Origin of the sequence: Glutamicibacter sp. 2E12 (assembly GCF_050030965.1) — a bacterium.
In the GTDB taxonomy this organism is placed as follows: Bacteria; Actinomycetota; Actinomycetes; order Actinomycetales; family Micrococcaceae; genus Glutamicibacter.
The window spans coordinates 2,702,513-2,721,137 of record NZ_CP188297.1 but is presented as its reverse complement, the minus strand read 5'-3'; the positions used below and the strand labels follow the sequence as shown (position 1 = coordinate 2,721,137).

Below are 18,625 nucleotides of genomic sequence, written 5' to 3'. Positions count from 1 at the left end.
TTATTCGCTACTGTTTCCCGCAGGCCATACGGGCATTGAGCAAGTCTGCGGCTTGCTGCGATTCCGGGATGGTCACGGCGAAACGCTTCTTGTTCTTGAGTTCGAAAACGAGGCCTTCGTGTTCTTTCATCACGATGGCCGAACCGCCTGGAATGATTCGCCAGCCCCAGCCTCCCCACATCATGGGAACGATCTTTTCGCTGGTCGCAGATTCAATTTCGTCGATTTTGATGGTTCGCATCGGGAACCCCAAGACCGCTGATGATACCCGGAAGCGATCACCGCTGATCGATACCCGAATCCAGATCAAACCCAGAATCGATACGCACGCCACGGCCGACAGGGTCATGGCAACGATGAAGCCCACCCAGTCGCCATCTTGGCTGTCACCGGTCAGCAGCGGCAACGCAACAGCAATGAAAAGCGCCACGAACACCACCAGGCATAGCAGCCACGTCCACCACGGTGCTGCCATCGTTTGATTGAATTCTTGCCGTGCCATGACTGGTGTCCCCGCCGCAACAGGCCGCTGGATGCCCTGCGCTGCATCACTTCGTGCCTGGCGGGCCTCAACGGATTGCCTGGTGTATTGCTGGTAGATGCCGCTGACCCACAGTGGCGCAATGCCCAGCAGCGAGCAGGCAATCAGCACAACCATCATGCCGCCCAGCACTGCGGTTTCAGGTGTCTCGGCGAGCGCTGTAGGCACCGCCGAGCCGACGAATACGCCAGCTGCACTCCAGGAGAGCAACCCGCCGGCGAAGAGCAGCACCATGAGCAGTGCCGGTTTGCGGCGCAGCGCCAAGGAAATCACTCCGGTGATGGCACCAAGAATGCATAGCCCGATGCAGACGGGAACAAACACCGCGGTGCGGGTAAACTCGTCCGGATAGGTCGAACTCCAGTGAGTGGCGGTCATTTCCGGCAGTTTGCCGGCGAGCAGGGCGTAGGCGCCCAGCACAATGGCCGTCGGTAGCAGGAGCAGCAGGTAGATGAATGGCCGGTTCTTGATTCCGGTCCCCGCTGTTGACATCTCAATCCCCTGTTCCTGCTGCCTAGCCCGCGTCATAAGCGGCTGGAAAGCAACCCAACATATTTCCATCATAGAAATAATAATTGGTTCAATTCTAGCAACCTATATTTGACATGCTGATAAATGATCGAACATAGATGAAATATCAGCAAAAAGGGTGATGCCCGTCAATCCTCGTGAGGTTCGACGGGCATCAAGATCACTCTTGAGAGCGAGCACTGCGCACAGTAGGCGCTAGAGCGAAGCCAGCGCAGTCTTTGGATCCGTCATCGCGTCGGCAACATAGCGCATGAAGCCGGCAGCGGTTCCGCCATCGCAGACCCGGTGGTCAAAGCTCAGTGTCATCTCGCAGATGGAACGGACCTTGATCTTGCCATTGACCACCCACGGCTTCTCGATGATGCGCCCCAGCCCCAGAATGGCCGCTTCCGGGTAGTTGATGATGGCCGCGGAGCCATCAACATTGAACACGCCGTAGTTATTGATGGTGAAGGTGCTGCCGGACAGGTCGGCGACACCGGCCTTGCCCTCGCGGGCCACCGTAGCCAGTCGAGCGAACTCGGCTGACAGTTCCTTGGCGTTCAGCTTGTGGGCGTTGCGCACATTTGGCACAACCAGGCCGCGATCGGTCTGGGCTGCGAACCCGAGGTTCACGCCCTCGAAGAGGGTATGGCGCAAGCCCCCATCAGCTTCAGCCTCAATGCGGCTGTTCAGTTCAGGGAAGCGCCGCAAGCCGGCCACCGCGAAACGGGAGATCAGTGCCATGACGCTTGGAGCTTGGCCTTCGGCTTCCTTGATCTTCGATCGCAGCTTCAGCAGCTTGGTGACATCGACATCCACCCACACGGTAGCCTCGGGGATCTCGCGGCGCGAAGTGCTCATCGCGGTGGCGATGGTCTTGCGCACGCCCGAGAGCACCTGGGAAGATGCGACCGGCAGGCCGGTCTTCGAATCCGCCTCGCCAGCCTGGGCTGGTGCAGCGGGCACCGCGGCTGCGGAAGCCGGGGTCGGTGCTGCCGGGGCAGCGGCCGCCGCAGCTGCAGGCAGCCCCGCATCAGCCGACAAGGCGGCTTCCACGTCGGTGCGCAGAATCAGCCCCTCTGGACCAGAGCCTCGAACCGTTGTGATATCCAAGGCGTTATCCCGCGCCAGTTTGCGTACCAGCGGGTTGATCACGCGGGCCGCTTCGGCCGGTGCCTGTGCCGCTGGCGCGGCTACCCCGCCGCGCGGCTTGCGCCGACGGCTGGTCTTGCGCTGGGCAGAGGAAGTGCCGTAGCCAATGAGCACGTTGCCGCTACCCTCATCGGCTTCTGCTGATTCTTCGGCAGGTACCTGGGTGCCAGCACGCTCTTCCTCGCGGTAGGACTGCGCACGTTCGGCTTCAGGCACTTCAGCTTCTTCGCCGCCGGTGTTCACGGAGATGAAAGGCTCATCCACCAGCATCATCTGGCCGGCGTCCCCATGCAGGGTCGAGACTACGCCTTCAAACGGGCAAGGGATCTCCACCAGCGACTTCGCGGTTTCCACCTCCGCTATGGGCTGGTCAACTGCGACAACGTCACCGGCGGCAACCATCCAGCGCACCAGCTCGGCTTCGGTCAGGCCTTCGCCAAGGTCTGGCAAGAGAAAAGTCTTGATGCTCATTTACGCCTCCCACTGAAGCTGGTCAACCGCGTCGAGAATGCGTTCGGCGCTTGGAAGATGGAACTTTTCCAGCGTTGGGGCCGGGTATGGAATGTCGAATCCGGTCACGCGAAGCACTGGAGCGGCCAACGAGTGGAAGCAGCGCTCCTGCACCCGGGCCACGATTTCACTGGCTACCGAGGCGAAGCCCTGGGCTTCGGCAACCACGATAGCGCGTCCGGTCTTGCGCACCGATGCGCAGACGGTCTCGTCATCGAAGGGCACAATGCTCCGGATGTCGAGAACTTCCAGGCTGATGCCTTCCTCGGCTGCCAACTTGGCAGCTTCCAATGCGGTGGAAACGCTTGGACCATAGGTAATCAGCGTGGCATCGCTGCCCGGACGGGCGATGCGCGCCTGGCCCTCGGTCCTAGCGCTCTTCTTGGCCTCGTACTGCTCGGCCAGCTGCGCCAAGTCCACCTGCTCCTTGGACCAGTACAGCTTCTTCGGCTCGAAGAAGACCACCGGATCATCCGAATCGATGGCTTCGCGCAGCATCAGGTAGGCATCCTCTACGCACGAGGGCGTGAAGACCTTCAGCCCTGGAGTGTGGGCATAGTAGGCTTCCGAGGAATCGCAGTGGTGCTCCACGCCGCCCACGCCGCCGGCGTACGGAATGCGGATGACCATCGGCAGGTTCAGCTTGCCCTGGGTTCGGTTGCGCATTTTGGCGACATGCGAAGCGATCTGCTCGAACGCCGGGTAGGCGAATGCATCGAACTGCATCTCGATAACCGGTCGCATGCCGTTGATGGCCATGCCCACGGCCATGCCGACAATGCCGGATTCGGCCAGCGGGGTGTCAAAGCAGCGTTCGGAACCAAAGCGTGCGGTCAGCCCGTCGGTGATGCGGAAAACGCCGCCAAGGGTTCCCACATCCTCGCCGAAGATCACTACCGAGTTGTCGGCAACCAGCGAATCAGCCAGGGCGGTATTCAAGGCCTTGCCGAAGGTCACCGGCTGGTGCTCATTGGCGGCCTTGGCTGCGGCTCGTGCGGTGGCAGCGCTGACGTTCGGGTTCAAGCGCGAAGTAGTAGCAGTCATCCTAGGCCTCCTCACGGTCTAGTTCGTCGACGAGCATGGATTGCTGTTCAGCCAGCTGCGGGGTCTTGGCCGAGTACACGTGCTCGAACAGCTCACGTGGATCGGTGTTGGCTTCCTGGTTCATGCCATCACGCAAGGTCTTGGCGACCGACTCGGCGTCTGCGGTGATCTTGGCGACGGTGCTATCGGTCAAGAGCCCGGCATCGTCCAGGTACGCCTTCATGCGGGTCACCGGATCCTTGGCGATCCATTCCTGGACCTCGGAGTCCTCGCGGTAGCGCTTGTCGTCATCTGCGTTGGTGTGCGCCTGCATGCGGTAGGTGTGGGCCTCGATCAGCAGCGGGCCATTGCCTTCGCGGGCCATGCGCACCGCACGGGTCATGATTGCCATCAAGGCCATCAGGTCGTTGCCATCCACGCGCTCGCCGGCCATGCCGTAGCCAACAGCCTTGTGGGCCAGGGACGGGGCGGCACTTTGCTGCGAGAGCGGAACCGAGATGGCGTACTTGTTGTTCTGCACGAAGAAGATCACCGGAAGGTTGAAGACCGCGGCGAAGTTCAGCGCTTCGTGGAAGTCGCCCTCGCTGGTGGCGCCATCGCCGCACATGGCCACCACTACGGTGTCTTCGCCGCGCAGCTTGGCAGCGTGGGCGACACCCACTGCGTGCAGCAGCTGGGTCGTGAGCGGGGTGGACATCGGTGCGCAGTTATACGCCTTCGGGTCATAGCCGCAGTGCCATTCGCCGCGGAAGCTGGTCATGACTTCCATCGGGGCTACGCCCTTGGTCAGCACCGCTACCGTGTCGCGGTAGGTTGGGAAAAGCCAGTCGTTCTCGCCCAGGCACAGGGCTGCTGCGATTTGGCAGGCTTCCTGCCCGTGGCTGGAGGGGTAGACAGCCATGCGGCCCTGGCGGACCAGTGCGGAGTTCTGGTCGTTGACGCGGCGGCCGGTGACCAGCGCCGCATAGGCTTCCAGCAGCCGCGCCGGGCTTGGCAGCGGGTACTCGTGGCCAGGTTCAGTGCCCTGCTGGTCCTCTGGGCGCAGGGTTCCGTCCGGGTTCAACAGGTTGATCATGTGGCGTGCTGGCAGCATGTAGTCTTCGGGGGTAATCCCGAATTTCTTGCTGACATCAGAGATGCGATCTGCATGCGCTTCAGTGCTCATGTTCTCCCACCTTTCGTGGTTCTGGCTCGGTCCATGAGCACAACTGCTTGTGACTCACTTCACCTAAACATCATTTGCAATCAATTATGGGTATGCGTGGCATTCTGTATCCAGTCCGGCGTGGAATCGTGGAAAGTTGCGATTGGTATCCTTATACTCGTAGACGAAAAGTTTCGATAGATTGTGTTTGGAACAGAGACGTCCGACACGTCAACAAGGAGTACCAATGGCCGCGGAAGCGGAGTTAAAACTCGATGATGTCGACCATGCGATCCTCGCTGAGCTAACCAGCGACGGGCGCCAGTCGGTCACCACCGTGGCACAAAAGGTGCATGTATCGCGTGCCCACGCCTATTCCCGTATCGCAAAGCTCCAAGATGCCGGGGTGATCACTCGTTATACGGCGGTGATTGATCCGGTGAAGGCAGGGCTCAAGGCCAGCGCCTACGTGACTTTGAAACTCCGCCAGCATTCCTGGCGCGAACTGCGCGATCACTTGGCGTCCATTCCCGAGGTGCATCATGTGGGCTTGGTCGGAGGCAATTTCGATGTGATCCTGCTGGTGCGAGCCAAGGACAATCTGGATCTGCGCCGCGTGGTCTTCGAGCAATTGCAGTCTTTGCCAACGGTCCTGGATACGCAGACCCTGCTGATCTTCGAAGACACCGATACCCGATAGGCAGTGATTCACCGGAAGACACGAGAAGAGCACCTGGATACCATTTCCAGGTGCTCTTCTCGTGTCTGCTGGGAAACTACTTCTGGCCGGTGAACACCGGCTTGCGCTTCTCCTGGAAGGACTTGAAACCTTCGGCGTAGTCAGCGGTGTCGCACAGGGCTGCCTGCGCCCGGTTCTCGGTACGCATCGATTCCCACAGTCCCGCACGCTGGTCACGAATTTCCTTGACCAGCTGCTTGGAAGCGACGAATGCCTGAGTTGCACCCTGGGCTACCTTGGCAATGATTTCTTCGCTGCGCTCCACCAGTTCCCCGGGCGCGAACGCACGCGAGAACAATCCCGAACGCACCGCTTCAGCACCGGAGATCAGTTCGGCGGTGTAAATCAGATCCAGCGTGCGGTGTGCCCCGAGACGCTCGGTGAACAGCCAGTGCCCGCCCGAGTCCAAGGTGGCACCGAGGTTCGCGAACGGCGAGCCGATCTTGGCATTCTCTGCCACGTAGACTACGTCGGTAGCGATCGCCAGCCCCAATCCCACGCCCAGGCAGGCACCCTGCACCAGCGCGAAGGTTGGCGCAGGGAAGCTGGACATCTTTTCCAGCAGCGGCTGGACCTTGCCGTCAAGATAGCCGATCACGTCATCGTCCGCGGGATCTACCCCGGAGATGTCGCGACCTGCGCAGAATCCGCGTCCCTCGCCGGTCAGTACCAGCGCGCGCACGGTGCCCGCAGCCACTGCGGCGGCCGCTTTGTCATAGGCTTCCGAGAGCTGCGCCAAGGCAGCTTCATCCAGCGAGTTCATCTTCTGTGGAGCGTTGAGCACCACCCGCGCGATGGAATCTTCAATCGTCAGTTCGATCATGGATCCGTCCTGGCCTTTCTAGGCGTCGAAGTCGACGCTCAGCTTTTCGCTGGTTGGGTGCGACTGGCAGGTCAGTACGTAGCCGGCTTCGACTTCGTCGGGTTCCAGCGCGTAGTTCTCGGCCATGGTGACCGTACCGCAGGTGACCTTGGCACGGCAGGTGCCGCACACGCCGCCAGCGCAAGCGAACGGCACATCCGGACGCACGCGCAAGGCAGCGTTCAGCACGGTTTCGTTGGCCCGCACCGGCGACTTGACCTCGCCCTTCAGGCCGTCGAGGTTGAAGCTGATCTCGTAGCTTTCCTCATTCTCGTCCGCCACCACGGGACGGCCGATATGCCCTTGCGGCTTCGTCGGCTCGCCGGTGGTGAATAGCTCGAAACGGACCTTCTCGGCGGGAACGTCCAAGCTGGCCAGCTGGTCGCGGACCAACTGGACGAGCTCGAATGGGCCGCAAAGGAACCACTCGTCAACATTCGGTGCCTGGACCACGCTGGTCAGCAGCGTGGTGAGCTTCTCGGCGTCGATGCGGCCCGAAAGCAACGGCGAAATGCGCTGTTCGCGGCTGAGCACGTGGTGCAGTGCCAGCCGGGATGTGTAGCGGTCCTTCAGGTCGGCCAGTTCCTCCAGGAACATGACGTCCATGGCGGCCTTGTTCGCGTAGATCAGGTCGAAGCGGGTGTGCTCATTGGCTTCGAGGATCGTGCGGGCAATGGCCAGCACCGGGGTAATGCCCGAGCCGGCGGCGACGGCCACGAAACGGTCCTGCGCTTTGGTGTCGATGGTCGACGGGTTATTGATCTGGGTGAGCTTGTGCTTGGAGATGAAAGCGCCGGCAGGGCTCATCACATCGATCTGGTCCCCTGCGGCCAGGGACTCGTTGGCCCAGGTGGAGAACAGGCCGCCCAGGTCGCGCTTGATCGCCACCTTGATCTCGTCGCCCGTCGGGGCGGCGCAGATCGAGTACGAACGGCGCAGTTCGACCAGCGCGCCTTCGGCGTTGGGGATTTCCTTGCGCAACGCCACGTACTGGCCTGCGACGTAGTCGTATTCCTCGCTCAAGTCGCCAGGGATGGCGAAGCTGACTTCAATTGAGTCCTTGGTCAACCGGCGCACGTTCGAGACGGTGAGCCGATGGAAGGATGCCCGGCGTCGGGTGGGAGTGGTTTTTTCGGTCATGAGAGCACCTTGAAGTAGTCGAAGGGTTCCAAGCAGTCTTTGCAGGTGTAGAGCGCCTTGCAGGAAGTCGAGGCGAAGCGGGCCAACTCCCGGGTGTTCAGCGAGTGGCACCGCGGGCATTTCACGCTCATGCCCAGGGTGACGCGACCTGCGTGGCCCTGGCCGGTCGGTGGGGCAATCCCGTACTCTTCGAGCTTGGCCTTGCCTTCCGCGGTCATCCAGTCCGTTGACCACGCCGGGCTCAGTACCAGCTTGACGTCAACCTTTTCATATCCGGCGTCTGCGAAAGCGGTGTACAGGTCGCCATTGATGGCATCCATCGCCGGGCAACCTGAATAGGTCGGGGTGATGACTACCTGCACGGTTCCGTCCTCGGCCATGTCCACCTCGCGCAGGATTCCCAGGTCCGCGATGGATAGCACCGGAATTTCCGGGTCGGTCACCTGGGAGGCGATAGCGAACAGGTCCTTGGCGCCAGCGATCGTCTTGCTCAAGACTGCTTCCCCCTTTTCGGGCAAAAATGTTGCGTAGTTACCAGCTGGCACCGGGATGCTTGCGGGCGAGAACTTGCATCTCCGCCAGCAGGTAGCCCAGGTGCTCCGAATGCTCGCCGCGGCGTCCGTAGGCCATGGCCTGTCCGGTAGCAGGAATCTCCAGTCCGGCGTCGGCCAGTACCGCAGTGATTTCTTCATCCCATGCAACGCGCAGGGTGGAGGGCAGCACGGCGATGCCCGCAAGGTCCTGGTGGACTTCCTCATCGCGGAACATCTCATCGACGTACGGCCAGAGGATTTCCAGGGCATGGCGCATCCTGGACGCTGATTCCTCGGTCCCCAGGCCCAGGCGGATGGTCCACTGGATGGCGTGGTCGCGGTGGTAGTCAACTTCCTTGACTGCCTTGGCCGAGATGGCGGCCAGGGTTTCGTCCTTGGACTGCGCCAGCTGCTTGTAGAGCAGGTTCTGGAAGATCGAAACGATCAGCTGGCGGATGATCGTCACGCCGAAGTGGCCGTTAGGCTGTTCGACAATCCACAGCGAAGTGAATTCTTCTTCCTCGCGCCAGTAGGCCAATTCGTCTTCGGTCTTGCCCCAGGCCAGTCCGGCGTAGGTCAGGAACGAGCGGGCGTGGCCCAGGATATCCAGGGCGATATTGCCCAGGGCAACATCTTCTTCCAGTTCCGGAGCGCGGGAAATCCAGTGCGACATGCGCTGCGCCAGGATCAGGGCATCGTCGCCCAGGGTCAGCGCGTAGCGCGCGACCTCTTCGCTTGGCTTGACGCCGTCTATGGCGATGTCCTCCGGACGCAGGGCATTGCCCGGGGTGACGCGGGTGGCCGAGGCCAGCGCGTCGCCGAAGCTATCGAGCGCTTCGTCGAGTTCTTCGTGCTTCACAGGTGCTTCACTCCCTCGCTGGCCTTGTAATAGGTCGCGTGGCGGTAGTCCTTGCCCTGCGGGGATTCGAAGAAGGAATCCTTTTCACCGGGGTCGGAGCTGATGATGTCCGAGGACTTTACGACCCATAGCGAGACGCCTTCATTGCGGCGGGTGTACAGATCGCGGGCGTTGCGCAGTGCCATCTGCTGATCCGGTGCATGCAGGGATCCGGCGTGGACGTGCGAGAGTCCTCGGGACGAACGGACGAATACTTCCCACAGGGGCCAATTGCTCTGTTGGCTCATGCTAGGCGACCTCACTTCGTGCTTGTTTTGCTGCGTATGCTGCGGCTGCTTCTCGGACCCAGGCACCTTCGCGGTGCGCTTCACGGCGGCGTTCCAGCCGCTGCGCGTTGGCCGGGCCGTTGCCCTTGATCACTGCCATGAATTCATCCCAGTTCAAATCCTTGTGGATCCACTGCTTCTTTTCTTCATCGAAGTGCAGCTGGGGATCCGGCAGGGTCAGGCCAAGGACCTTGACCTGCTCGGCGATCATGCCAACGAAGCGCTGGCGCAGTTCGTCATTGGAGAAACGCTTGATCTTCCAGGCCATGGACTGCTGGGAGTTCGGCGACTGGTCATCTGGCGGACCGAACATCATCAGCGAGGGTTCGTAGAAGCGGTTGATGGCGTCCTGGGCCATCTTCTTCTGCGCCTCGGTGCCGCGGGAGAGCGAGAGCAGGATTTCGAAGCCCTGGCGCTGGTGGAAGGATTCTTCCTTGCACACGCGCACCATCGCACGGCCGTAAGGGCCGTAGGAGGCGCGGCACAGCGGAACCTGGTTGGCGATGGCCGCACCATCGACCAGCCAGCCGATAGCACCCATATCCGCCCAGGTGCGTGCAGGGTAGTTGAAGATCGAGGAGTACTTGGCCTTGCCGGAGAGCAGCTGCTCGTTGTACTCGTCGCGGGTGGTGCCCAGGGTCTCGGCAGCCGAGTAGAGGTAGAGCCCGTGCCCGGCTTCATCCTGCACCTTGGCCATCAGAATGGACTTGCGCTTCAGCGAGGGAGCACGGGTGATCCAGTTGGCCTCAGGCTGCATGCCGATGATTTCGGAGTGCGCGTGCTGGGAGATCTGGCGGCTGAGGGTCTTGCGGTACTTCTCAGGCATCCAGTCGCGTGGCTCGACGCGGGAGTCCTGATCGATCAAGGCGTCGAAACGCGCTTGGGACTGCTCTTCTTCGTAGCTCGGGACGGCACTCAGTCCCGGCTCCTGCGGTGTGGTCGGGGCCATGGGTTCACCTCATCGAAAACAAATTACATACTGACCGTTCGTTCAGTATGTCAGAGTGCGCTCGATCACGTCAACACCAACCCCCTCCAGGCACAACAAAACCCCGGGAAAGAATTCCCGGGGTTTCCTTGAAGCTGGGGATCAGGCGTTAGCCAGCGCCTTTTCCGAGTTCTTGCCCTTGAATATCAGCGCATCAAGCGAGATGCGGCCTGGGCCAGTCAAGAGCAGTGCCAGCGCGCCGGCAGCCAGTGCCAGGACAAGCTCGAAGCCGCCATTTTCCACGAACACGCCACCTGAGGCATGAACCATGAACAGGGCGGCAATCATCTGCAGGCCCAGCAGGCCAGCGAAGACGCGGGTCAGCAGGCCAAGGATGATCGCGGCGCCGCCGGCGATCTCCAGGGTTGCCGCCACTGGAGCAATCAAACCGGCAGCAGGAACACCCATCTGGCCAAAGGCCGCAGTGGTGCTCTCGATGGTGAACTGGAAGTATTTCTGCCAGCCATGAGCCAGGAAGAGGAAGCCGAAGGCCAAGCGAAGCAGGGTACGCGCAGCGGTCTGCAGGCCCGGGTTGTTTTCCAGAGCGGACATATTTTAACTCCTAGGGATTGGGGCACGGGAAGATCCCGTGTGGCTACTGCTCCAACCCTACAAGGGGATAAGTTGAACCTTCAAGCATATGAAGGTTTTTGTCCCGTAAGCTTCGTCACGAAAAAACCGTGCTGCCCGCAACCAGTTTCATCTGGTCGTGGACAGCACGGTTTTCCGCTGGCTTGGCGGTACGGCTCAGAGAACCTTGGACAAGAAGTCCTGGGTACGCGCCTGCTGCGGGTTGCCGAACAGCTGTTCGGGCGCACCCTGCTCGCAGACAACACCATCAGCCATGAAGACCACGCGGTCAGCGACTTCGCGCGCAAAGCCCATCTCGTGGGTCACCAGAACCATGGTCATGCCGGTGTCGGCCAGCTCCTTGATAACCTGCAGCACTTCGCCGACCATCTCCGGGTCAAGAGCGCTGGTAGCCTCGTCGAAGAGCATGATGCCCGGGGCCATGGCAAGCGCGCGGGCGATGGCCACACGCTGCTTCTGGCCGCCAGAGAGCGAGGCCGGACGGGCGTTGGCCTTCTCGCGCAAGCCCACGCGTTCCAGCAGCTCAAGTGCGCGCTCCCGGCCTTCCGCCTTGCTCATCTTCTTGAGCTCGACCGGCGCCAGCATGATGTTCTCTGCCACGCTCATATGCGGGAACAGGTTGAAGTGCTGGAACACCATGCCTACATGGCGGCGCACCTCATTGATGTCCACCTTGGGGTCGGTGACATCAAAGCCATCGACAACCACCTTGCCCGAGGTAATGTCCTCAAGCTTGTTGAGGCAACGCAGCAAGGTGGACTTGCCGGACCCGGAAGGGCCGATCACGCACACCACCTCGCCTTCGCGGACATCCATGTCGATGCCCTTGAGGACATTGTTGGAGCCAAAGGACTTGTGCAAGTCCTTGACCTGGATCTTCACGTTGGAGCTTTGCTCGGTTACGGTGCTCACTTGTTGAACCTCCGATCGGCATAATTTGCCAATTTGGTCAGCGCCATAATGGCAATGAAGTAGATAATGCCCACGATCAGCAGCGTCTCAGTGACACGGAAGTTCGCCGCGTAGATCTGCTGGCCCTGGTAGAGCAGCTCGGTGAAGCCGATAGCCAGCAGCAACGAGGAGTCCTTCAGGCTGATGATCAACTGGTTGATCAGCGACGGGGTCATCATCTTGAAAGCCTGCGGGATCACGACCTTCTGCATCGACTTGCCATAGCCCAGGCCCAGCGAACGGGATGCTTCAAGTTGCCCTGGATCCACCGACTGGATACCGCCGCGAACGATTTCGGCGACATAGGCACCGGCGTTCAGCGACAGCGTCAGCACGCCTGCGGTCCAGACGCTGATCTCCCAGCCGGTCAGCTGCGGCAGGCCGAAGTAGAACATGAAGGCCCAGAGCAGCAACGGGGTGCCGCGGAAGATGTTCACGAAGGTCGTGGCGATGCCGCGCAGCACGATGTTCCCGGAGATCTTCATGAAGCCGAAGACCAGGCCCAATGCCATGGCAATGGCGAAGGAAATCGCGGTCACCAGCAGGGTGTGCCACAGACCGGTCATCAATGCGGGAATGGACTTGACCAGCAGGTCGAAGAAGTTGCTTGGCGCCGCTGCGGTCGGGTCGGCAAGGTAGGAGTCCAGGATCTGCTGGTACTCGCCGTTGGCCTTCAGCTCGGCCAAGCCGTCGTTGAACGCTGCCAGCAGCGCGGTGTTCTCGCCCTTGTTCACGGCGAAGCCATAGGAACCGCCCGGGACCTTGTCGGTGACGGTCTTCAGGCCATTGCCCTGGGCAATGCCGTAGGCCAGCACCGGGTAGTCGTCGAAGACGGCAACTGCAGAACCGGCCTTGACCGATTCGTACATGGTGGCCGACTGGTCCAAGGACTTGACCTCGAAGCCGTACTCCTCGGCGATGGACTTTGCATAGCTTTCGCCCTCGGCGCCGGTCTTGGCGACAACGGTCTTGCCTTTCAAGTCCTCGTAACCGGTGATCTCGTCATTGCCGGCAGCGACAGCCATCTGCACGCCGGACTCGAAGTACGGCTCGGAGAAGTCGTAGATCTCCTTGCGCTCGTCGGTAATCGACATGCCGGCGATCACGCCATCCACCTGGTTGGAGGAAAGGGCGGCCAAAGCCGCATTGAAGCCCAGGGACCTGATCTCGACTTCAAAACCCTGGTCTTCGGCAATGGCGCGCAGAAGATCCATGTCGATACCGGTCAGTTCGCCGTTCTGGCGGAACTCGAAGGGCGCGAAAGTCGTATCCGTGCCGATGACGTAGGTCTGGCCCTCGACGCTTTCACTGCCTTGGGCCACGGCCGAGGGTGCCCCGACGACCAGGGCCATCAAACCGATGGCAGCCGCGGCTATCCATCGGGCCAGGCGCCCTGTGGGGGCAGCTGTTCTTTTCTTTTCCACTGATGTATCGCTTTCTCGTACTGAAGGGCGAATGGCCCAAGTTGCAGATGATACGTTCTGCCTGCAAGCCTAGGACTTATAAAGCCTAGCCGGTACCCCGCGACTCGCCTGCACTTGCATCGTTATCGGTTTGAAACCGCTGTTCTGTCCGCGCTGAGCATAGCTGCACCCGCATAGCACGGTAGTGGGATTGAATAGGGGTATGACTCCAGAATCGTTGACCGCCAATGCACCGCGTGCCGCAAAGCTGCCCACCACCCGCAGCTTCCACGGCGATGACTTCATCGACAACTACGAGTGGCTGCGGGAGAAAGCCAACCCGGATGTCATCGCGCATCTGACCGCAGAAAACGAGTACACCGACACCATTACCGCTAGCCAGCAGCCGCTGCGCGATGCCTTGTTCAGCGAGATCAAGGCACGCACCGTTGAAACCGACTTGTCGGTTCCAGTGCGCCGCCGCGGCTGGTGGTACTTCACCCGTTCGGCCGAAGGCAAGCCCTACACCATCCAGTGCCGCGTCAAGGCATCGGACACCGGGGACCTTGTTGCCGACTGGACTCCCCCGGTCATCGACGCGGAAACTGCATTGCCTGCCGAAGAGGTGCTGCTTGATGGCAACGCCTTAGCCGAAGGGCAGCCGTTCTTCTCGCTCGGCGGCATGGCGTTGAATGAAGCAGGCAACTTGCTTGCCTACTGTGTCGATAATGCGGGCGATGAGCGATTCACCCTTTTCATCAAGGACCTGGACACCGGCCTGCTGCTGAGCGACACCATTGAAGGAGTGTTCTACGGCCTGGCCTTCTCCCCCGATTCTTCAACTGTCTTCTACACGGTGGTTGACGAAACCTGGCGGCCACACCAGATTCGCGCTCACCTGCTGGGGACCCTCCCAACGCAGGACAAGATCATTTTCGAGGAAAATGATCCTGGCATGTGGCTCGGCTTCGATCTGAGCCCGGACCGCAACACCCTGATGATCTCCAGCGGCAACTCCGAATACGCTGAAACCAGCATGCTGGATCTGGCCGAGCCTTCGGCTGCCGTGACCTTGCTGGTGCCGCGCTCCTTGCGCCTGCTGCACGGAATCGACCTGATGCCGGGCGCCGGCCAGGCCTTGATCACCCACGACCACCAGGCACCGAACAACATGGTGTCGCTGGCATCCCTGGACCAGCTGGGCGAAAACGCCGACCCGGCGCACTGGCAGACCGTGGTGGCCCACGAGGACACGGTCAAGATCGAAGGCACCGCGCTGACCGGTTCGCACGTGGTGCTCTCGGTGCGCCGAGATACCTGCGAGCGCGTGCAGCTGATCGCCTTGGACGGATTGGGCACCAAAGCCCAGCAGCCGGCCATTGAACCGGATTTCGATGATGAGCTGTTCACTGCCTCGGCGACCTTTGCCGAGCTGGATGCTCCGTTGATCCGCATCGGCTACACCGCAGACTTCACCCCGGCCCGCGTATACGACCTGTGGCTCCAGAACCAGTCGCTGGTGCTGCGCAAGCAGACCCCGGTGAACAACTTCGATCCTGCCAAGTACCTGTCCACCCGCGAGTGGGCCACCGCGGCCGATGGCGCCAAGATCCCCTTGACCATCATGCGCCGTGCCGACCTGGATACCTCGGTTCCCCAGCCGGTGCTGATCTACGGCTACGGTTCCTACGAGGCCTCCATGGATCCTGGTTTCGGCATCCCCCGCTTGAGCGTGCTGGATCGCGGAGTGGTCTTTGTCATTGCCCACGTGCGCGGCGGCGGCGAGCTGGGCCGCAACTGGTACCTGCAGGGCAAGAAGCTGCACAAGAAGAACACCTTCACCGACTTCATTGATTCCACACAGTACCTGCTCGATTCCGGGTGGGCCGATCCGCAGCGCATCGCCGCCCTGGGCGGTTCGGCCGGCGGACTGCTGATGGGCGCTGTCGCGAATATGGCTCCGCAGCTGTATACCGCGATCATCGCCCAGGTGCCGTTCGTCGATGCCTTGACCTCCATCCTGGATCCAGAGCTTCCGCTCTCGGCACTGGAATGGGAAGAATGGGGCAACCCGATCGAGAGCAAGGAGGTCTACGACTACATGAAGTCCTACACTCCCTACGAAAACGTCACAGCACAGGATTACCCGAAGATCGCTGCGGTCACCTCGCTCAATGACACCCGTGTACTGTATGTGGAGCCAGCCAAATGGGTGGCCAAGCTGCGGGAAGTCGGTACCGGACAGGCCCCGATTGTGCTGAAGACCGAAATGGATGGCGGTCACGGCGGCGCTTCGGGACGTTACGAGTCCTGGAAGGCCCGCGCGTGGGACTACGCCTTCGCCTTGGACGCCCTGGGATGCACCGACGAAATCTAAGTAGCAAAGGAACGGCGGCCATGCACCACATCAAGATCAGCGACTACCGCAACGACCCTGCGATTCGCCGCTTGCTGGTGCTGGCCGCCGAACCTGCCAACGAGCAGGCGCTTGAAGTGCTGCTCGATGAATGCGAAGGCCTTGAGGTGCTTGCCATCGCCATTGCCGCGGGCGATATTGCGGCACTGGCCGCCTACCGGCACAGCGGCAAATACGCGGTGTGCGTTGAATACCTGGCCGTGGAAACATCCCACCAGGGCCGGGGGCTGGGCTCGAGGCTGCTCGCTGAGCTGCGCGACTGCCATGAGAAGAACGTTTGGGCCACCACTGCAGAGGATGCGGTGGGTTTTTACCGCTCGCTGGGTTGCGTTGTTTCGCAGTCTTCTGCCGACCCGCGCTGGCCGGATGCCCGGCGGTACCTGTGCACCTTGCCCTTCTACCCGCTGCTCACCAGCCAGCCAGATGAAGATCCGGAATACGAGGCCGTGGGTGGAGAGCTGATGCGCGGCCTCATAGAGATTGCCGAGCCATCGAAGCAATGGGCCAGGGACTTCCACCGCCTGCACCATCGAATCGCCAGCGCCCTGGGGGCCACCGCGTTGGCCATTGAACACACCGGCTCGACATCCGTTCCGGACCTGCCCGCCAAGCCGATCATCGACATCGTCTTGCTGGTCCCCGACGCGGATCAGGAAGCGTCCTACGTTCCGGCGCTGGAATCCAGCGGCATGCTTCTTTGGCATCGTGAACCTGGCTGGTATGACCACCGCATGCTCAAGCCCGCTGCCGGTTCGCGGCTCCCCGAGGCCAATATCCATGTCTTCAGCGCAGGAAGCCCCGAGTATCTGCGGCTCGTGATTTTCCGCGAGCATCTGAAACACCATGAAGCCGACCGTTTGGCATACGCCGCGGTAAAGCGGGAAGCCGCCCGCGCAATGGCTGCAAGCGACGGCGAGAACGGCCTGGTCATGGACTACAACCGGATCAAGGAACCTTTCATCCTTGACGTCCATCAACGAATTTTCACTGCCTGAATCCGCTGCGCTTCATCGCTGAAACAGTACCGCCGATACGGCCGCATAACTTGACTTAGCTCACATAATGTTATTACCTAATGATCGTTCGGTAAATAATTCGGCGAAGGAAGACGATGAGCGAAACACAGCTAGAGAATTCGGTCCCGCACGCCATTCTCCGCAATGACTACGCCACCCAGTGGATGGGAATCGAAGTCGTCGAGGTCTCCGACGGCCACGCAGTCATCACCATGGCGCTCCGGCAGGAAATGCTCAACGGCTTCGGCATTGGCCACGGCGGAATGATCTTCGCTCTGGCAGACACCGCGTTCGCACTGAGCTGCAATCCGCAGGAAGGCTCCGACGAGACCATCACGGTAGCTTCCGGCGCCGACGTCAACTTCCTCAAGCCAGCCATTCCCGGACGAGTGCTGACTGCCACCGGCAACCGGGTCTCGCAGCAAGGCCGCAGCGGGATCTACGACATCAAGGTGACCCAGCCAGCGGCCGACGGCTCAATTGAAACCGTCGCAGAGTTCCGCGGACGATCCCGCACCGTCCCGAAACCGAAGAACCGCTAAGCACCCTGCCCACTCGACACGAAAGTTTCAGCATGTCCCAGAACACCGACCGCGACAGCCTTCCGAATCCGCTTGATCCGGAAGAAACCATGAGCCGTGAGCAGATCGAAGCGATCCAGCTGACCCGCTTGAAGGAAACTCTGCACCATGCCTACAACAACGTTCCGTACTACAAGACGAAGTACGATGCCGCTGGCGTGCACCCGGATGACCTGAAGGAACTGAGCGACCTCGCCAAGTTCCCCTTCACCGACAAGGAAGATCTGCGCAAGAACTACCCTTTCGGCATGTTCGCCGTTCCGCAGCATGAGGTCGCCCGCATCCATGCCTCCTCGGGTACCACTGGCCAGCCCACCGTGGTGGGCTACACCAAGAAGGACCTGGAGGACTGGGCCAAGCTCGGCGCCCGCTGCCTGCGCCTGGCCGGAGTCAAGCCAGGCTGGAAGGTCCACAACGCCTACGGCTACGGGCTGTTCACCGGCGGACTGGGCGCGCATGCCGCTGCCGAGTACCTCGGGGCCACTGTGATCCCCATGTCCGGAGGCCAGACCGACAAGCAGATTTCGCTGATCCAGGATTTCGAGCCTGATGCGATCCTGTGCACGCCGACCTACCTGTTGACCATTGGCGATGCCATGCAGCGCAAGGGCCTTGATCCGCGGTCCACCTCGCTGAAGGTGGCCGTCCTCGGTGCCGAGCCATGGACCGAAGAGATGCGCCACGAACTTGAAGAGATGTTCAACATCAACGCGTGCGACATCTACGGCCTGTCCGAGGTCATGGGCCCCGGGGTGGCCGGCGAATCCGGCGACCGCAAGGATGGAAGCCATATCTGGGAAGACCACTTCCGCCCGGAAATCATTGATGCCTTCGACGAAACCAAGGTGCTGCCCGATGGCGAGCATGGAGAATTGGTCTTCACCTCGCTGACCAAGCAGGCCCTGCCGATCATCCGCTACCGCACCCATGATTTGACCCGCCTGATGCCTGGCACCAGCCGCCCGGGACACCGTCGCATGGGCCGCATCACTGGCCGCAGCGATGACATGATCATCTTGCGTGGCGTGAACTTGTTCCCAAGCCAGATCGAAGAATTGATCCTTAAAGTGCCGAGCCTGTCGCCGCACTTCCAGCTGATCCTGACCCGTCCGGATCGCATGGACCAGCTGGCGGTGAAGGTGGAGCGCCGCGGTGAAGCGTCCATGGCGGACGCAACCACCGGCGCCAAGGAACTGGCCAAGCTGATCAAGATCCACGTCGGCTCCTCCTGCGCCATTGACGTCGTCGAACCAGAATCGCTGGAACGCTCCATGGGCAAGCTCAAGCGCATCTACGACATGCGCAATAACTAGCCT

The 18,625-nt window shown here is 61.1% G+C and carries 18 protein-coding genes; 5 read left to right on the top strand and 13 right to left on the bottom strand.

Annotation, left to right across the window (positions count from 1 at the left end):
- Window positions 1–7: 7 nt before the first annotated feature.
- From ACP3TE_RS12710 to pdhA, 4 genes are all read right to left on the bottom strand, one after another.
- Complete coding sequence (locus ACP3TE_RS12710; RefSeq protein ID WP_402695874.1) at window positions 8–1,033, bottom strand: hypothetical protein; 1,026 nt, start codon at window positions 1,031–1,033, stop codon at window positions 8–10.
- Between the two features lie 234 nt (window positions 1,034–1,267).
- Complete coding sequence (locus tag ACP3TE_RS12705; protein WP_400342014.1) at window positions 1,268–2,677, bottom strand: dihydrolipoamide acetyltransferase family protein; 1,410 nt, start codon at window positions 2,675–2,677, stop codon at window positions 1,268–1,270.
- Complete coding sequence (locus tag ACP3TE_RS12700) at window positions 2,678–3,760, bottom strand: alpha-ketoacid dehydrogenase subunit beta (RefSeq protein ID WP_105656918.1); 1,083 nt, start codon at window positions 3,758–3,760, stop codon at window positions 2,678–2,680.
- Window position 3,761: 1 nt separating this feature from the next.
- The gene (gene pdhA / locus ACP3TE_RS12695) at window positions 3,762–4,925 is read right to left on the bottom strand and encodes a pyruvate dehydrogenase (acetyl-transferring) E1 component subunit alpha (protein WP_426733793.1); all 1,164 of its coding nucleotides are present in this window, start codon (window positions 4,923–4,925) and stop codon (window positions 3,762–3,764) included.
- 226 nt (window positions 4,926–5,151) lie between these two features.
- Between pdhA and ACP3TE_RS12690 the strand changes: the two genes are divergently transcribed.
- A complete protein-coding gene (locus tag ACP3TE_RS12690) occupies window positions 5,152–5,604 on the top strand; it encodes an Lrp/AsnC family transcriptional regulator (RefSeq protein WP_013349765.1) in 453 nt (150 codons plus the stop codon).
- Between the two features lie 76 nt (window positions 5,605–5,680).
- Here the strand turns inward: ACP3TE_RS12690 and ACP3TE_RS12685 are convergent, their stop codons facing one another.
- From ACP3TE_RS12685 to ACP3TE_RS12645, 9 genes are all read right to left on the bottom strand, one after another.
- Window positions 5,681–6,466, bottom strand: a complete 786-nt coding sequence (locus ACP3TE_RS12685; RefSeq protein WP_105656921.1) for an enoyl-CoA hydratase/isomerase family protein — start codon at window positions 6,464–6,466, stop codon at window positions 5,681–5,683.
- A gap of 18 nt (window positions 6,467–6,484) precedes the next feature.
- Window positions 6,485–7,645: a 1,2-phenylacetyl-CoA epoxidase subunit PaaE gene (paaE, locus tag ACP3TE_RS12680; protein WP_426733790.1), complete on the bottom strand. Its 1,161-nt coding sequence runs from the start codon at window positions 7,643–7,645 to the stop codon at window positions 6,485–6,487.
- On the bottom strand, window positions 7,642–8,139 hold the full coding sequence (paaD, locus tag ACP3TE_RS12675) for a 1,2-phenylacetyl-CoA epoxidase subunit PaaD (protein ID WP_332489069.1): 498 nt from the start codon (window positions 8,137–8,139) through the stop codon (window positions 7,642–7,644). The genes paaE and paaD overlap by 4 nt, the downstream gene beginning before the upstream one ends.
- 37 nt (window positions 8,140–8,176) lie before the next feature.
- Entirely contained in the window at window positions 8,177–9,037 is an 861-nt protein-coding gene (paaC, locus tag ACP3TE_RS12670; protein WP_426733788.1) for a 1,2-phenylacetyl-CoA epoxidase subunit PaaC, read from the bottom strand.
- Complete coding sequence (paaB, locus tag ACP3TE_RS12665) at window positions 9,034–9,324, bottom strand: 1,2-phenylacetyl-CoA epoxidase subunit PaaB (RefSeq protein WP_105656924.1); 291 nt, start codon at window positions 9,322–9,324, stop codon at window positions 9,034–9,036. The genes paaC and paaB overlap by 4 nt, the downstream gene beginning before the upstream one ends.
- A gap of 1 nt (window position 9,325) precedes the next feature.
- Window positions 9,326–10,312, bottom strand: coding sequence for a 1,2-phenylacetyl-CoA epoxidase subunit PaaA (paaA, locus tag ACP3TE_RS12660; protein WP_105656925.1), 987 nt, complete (start codon window positions 10,310–10,312; stop codon window positions 9,326–9,328).
- A gap of 141 nt (window positions 10,313–10,453) precedes the next feature.
- A complete protein-coding gene (locus ACP3TE_RS12655) occupies window positions 10,454–10,903 on the bottom strand; it encodes a DoxX family protein (RefSeq protein WP_426733785.1) in 450 nt (149 codons plus the stop codon).
- 195 nt (window positions 10,904–11,098) lie between these two features.
- On the bottom strand, window positions 11,099–11,854 hold the full coding sequence (locus ACP3TE_RS12650; protein WP_105656927.1) for an amino acid ABC transporter ATP-binding protein: 756 nt from the start codon (window positions 11,852–11,854) through the stop codon (window positions 11,099–11,101).
- Entirely contained in the window at window positions 11,851–13,317 is a 1,467-nt protein-coding gene (locus ACP3TE_RS12645) for an amino acid ABC transporter substrate-binding protein/permease (RefSeq protein WP_402734699.1), read from the bottom strand. The genes ACP3TE_RS12650 and ACP3TE_RS12645 overlap by 4 nt, the downstream gene beginning before the upstream one ends.
- A 202-nt stretch (window positions 13,318–13,519) precedes the next feature.
- Between ACP3TE_RS12645 and ACP3TE_RS12640 the strand changes: the two genes are divergently transcribed.
- The 4 genes from ACP3TE_RS12640 to ACP3TE_RS12625 all read left to right on the top strand — a co-directional run bounded on the left by ACP3TE_RS12640 (window position 13,520) and on the right by ACP3TE_RS12625 (window position 18,622).
- Complete coding sequence (locus ACP3TE_RS12640) at window positions 13,520–15,673, top strand: S9 family peptidase (protein WP_133833592.1); 2,154 nt, start codon at window positions 13,520–13,522, stop codon at window positions 15,671–15,673.
- Window positions 15,674–15,693: 20 nt separating this feature from the next.
- Window positions 15,694–16,707, top strand: coding sequence for a GNAT family N-acetyltransferase (locus tag ACP3TE_RS12635; protein ID WP_426733782.1), 1,014 nt, complete (start codon window positions 15,694–15,696; stop codon window positions 16,705–16,707).
- A 116-nt stretch (window positions 16,708–16,823) separates the two neighbouring features.
- Window positions 16,824–17,270 (top strand): hotdog fold thioesterase, encoded by a 447-nt coding sequence (locus ACP3TE_RS12630; protein WP_426733780.1) that lies wholly within the window; start codon window positions 16,824–16,826, stop codon window positions 17,268–17,270.
- A 32-nt stretch (window positions 17,271–17,302) separates the two neighbouring features.
- Window positions 17,303–18,622 (top strand): phenylacetate--CoA ligase family protein, encoded by a 1,320-nt coding sequence (locus ACP3TE_RS12625; protein ID WP_426733778.1) that lies wholly within the window; start codon window positions 17,303–17,305, stop codon window positions 18,620–18,622.
- The last annotated feature ends 3 nt before the right edge of the window (window positions 18,623–18,625 follow it).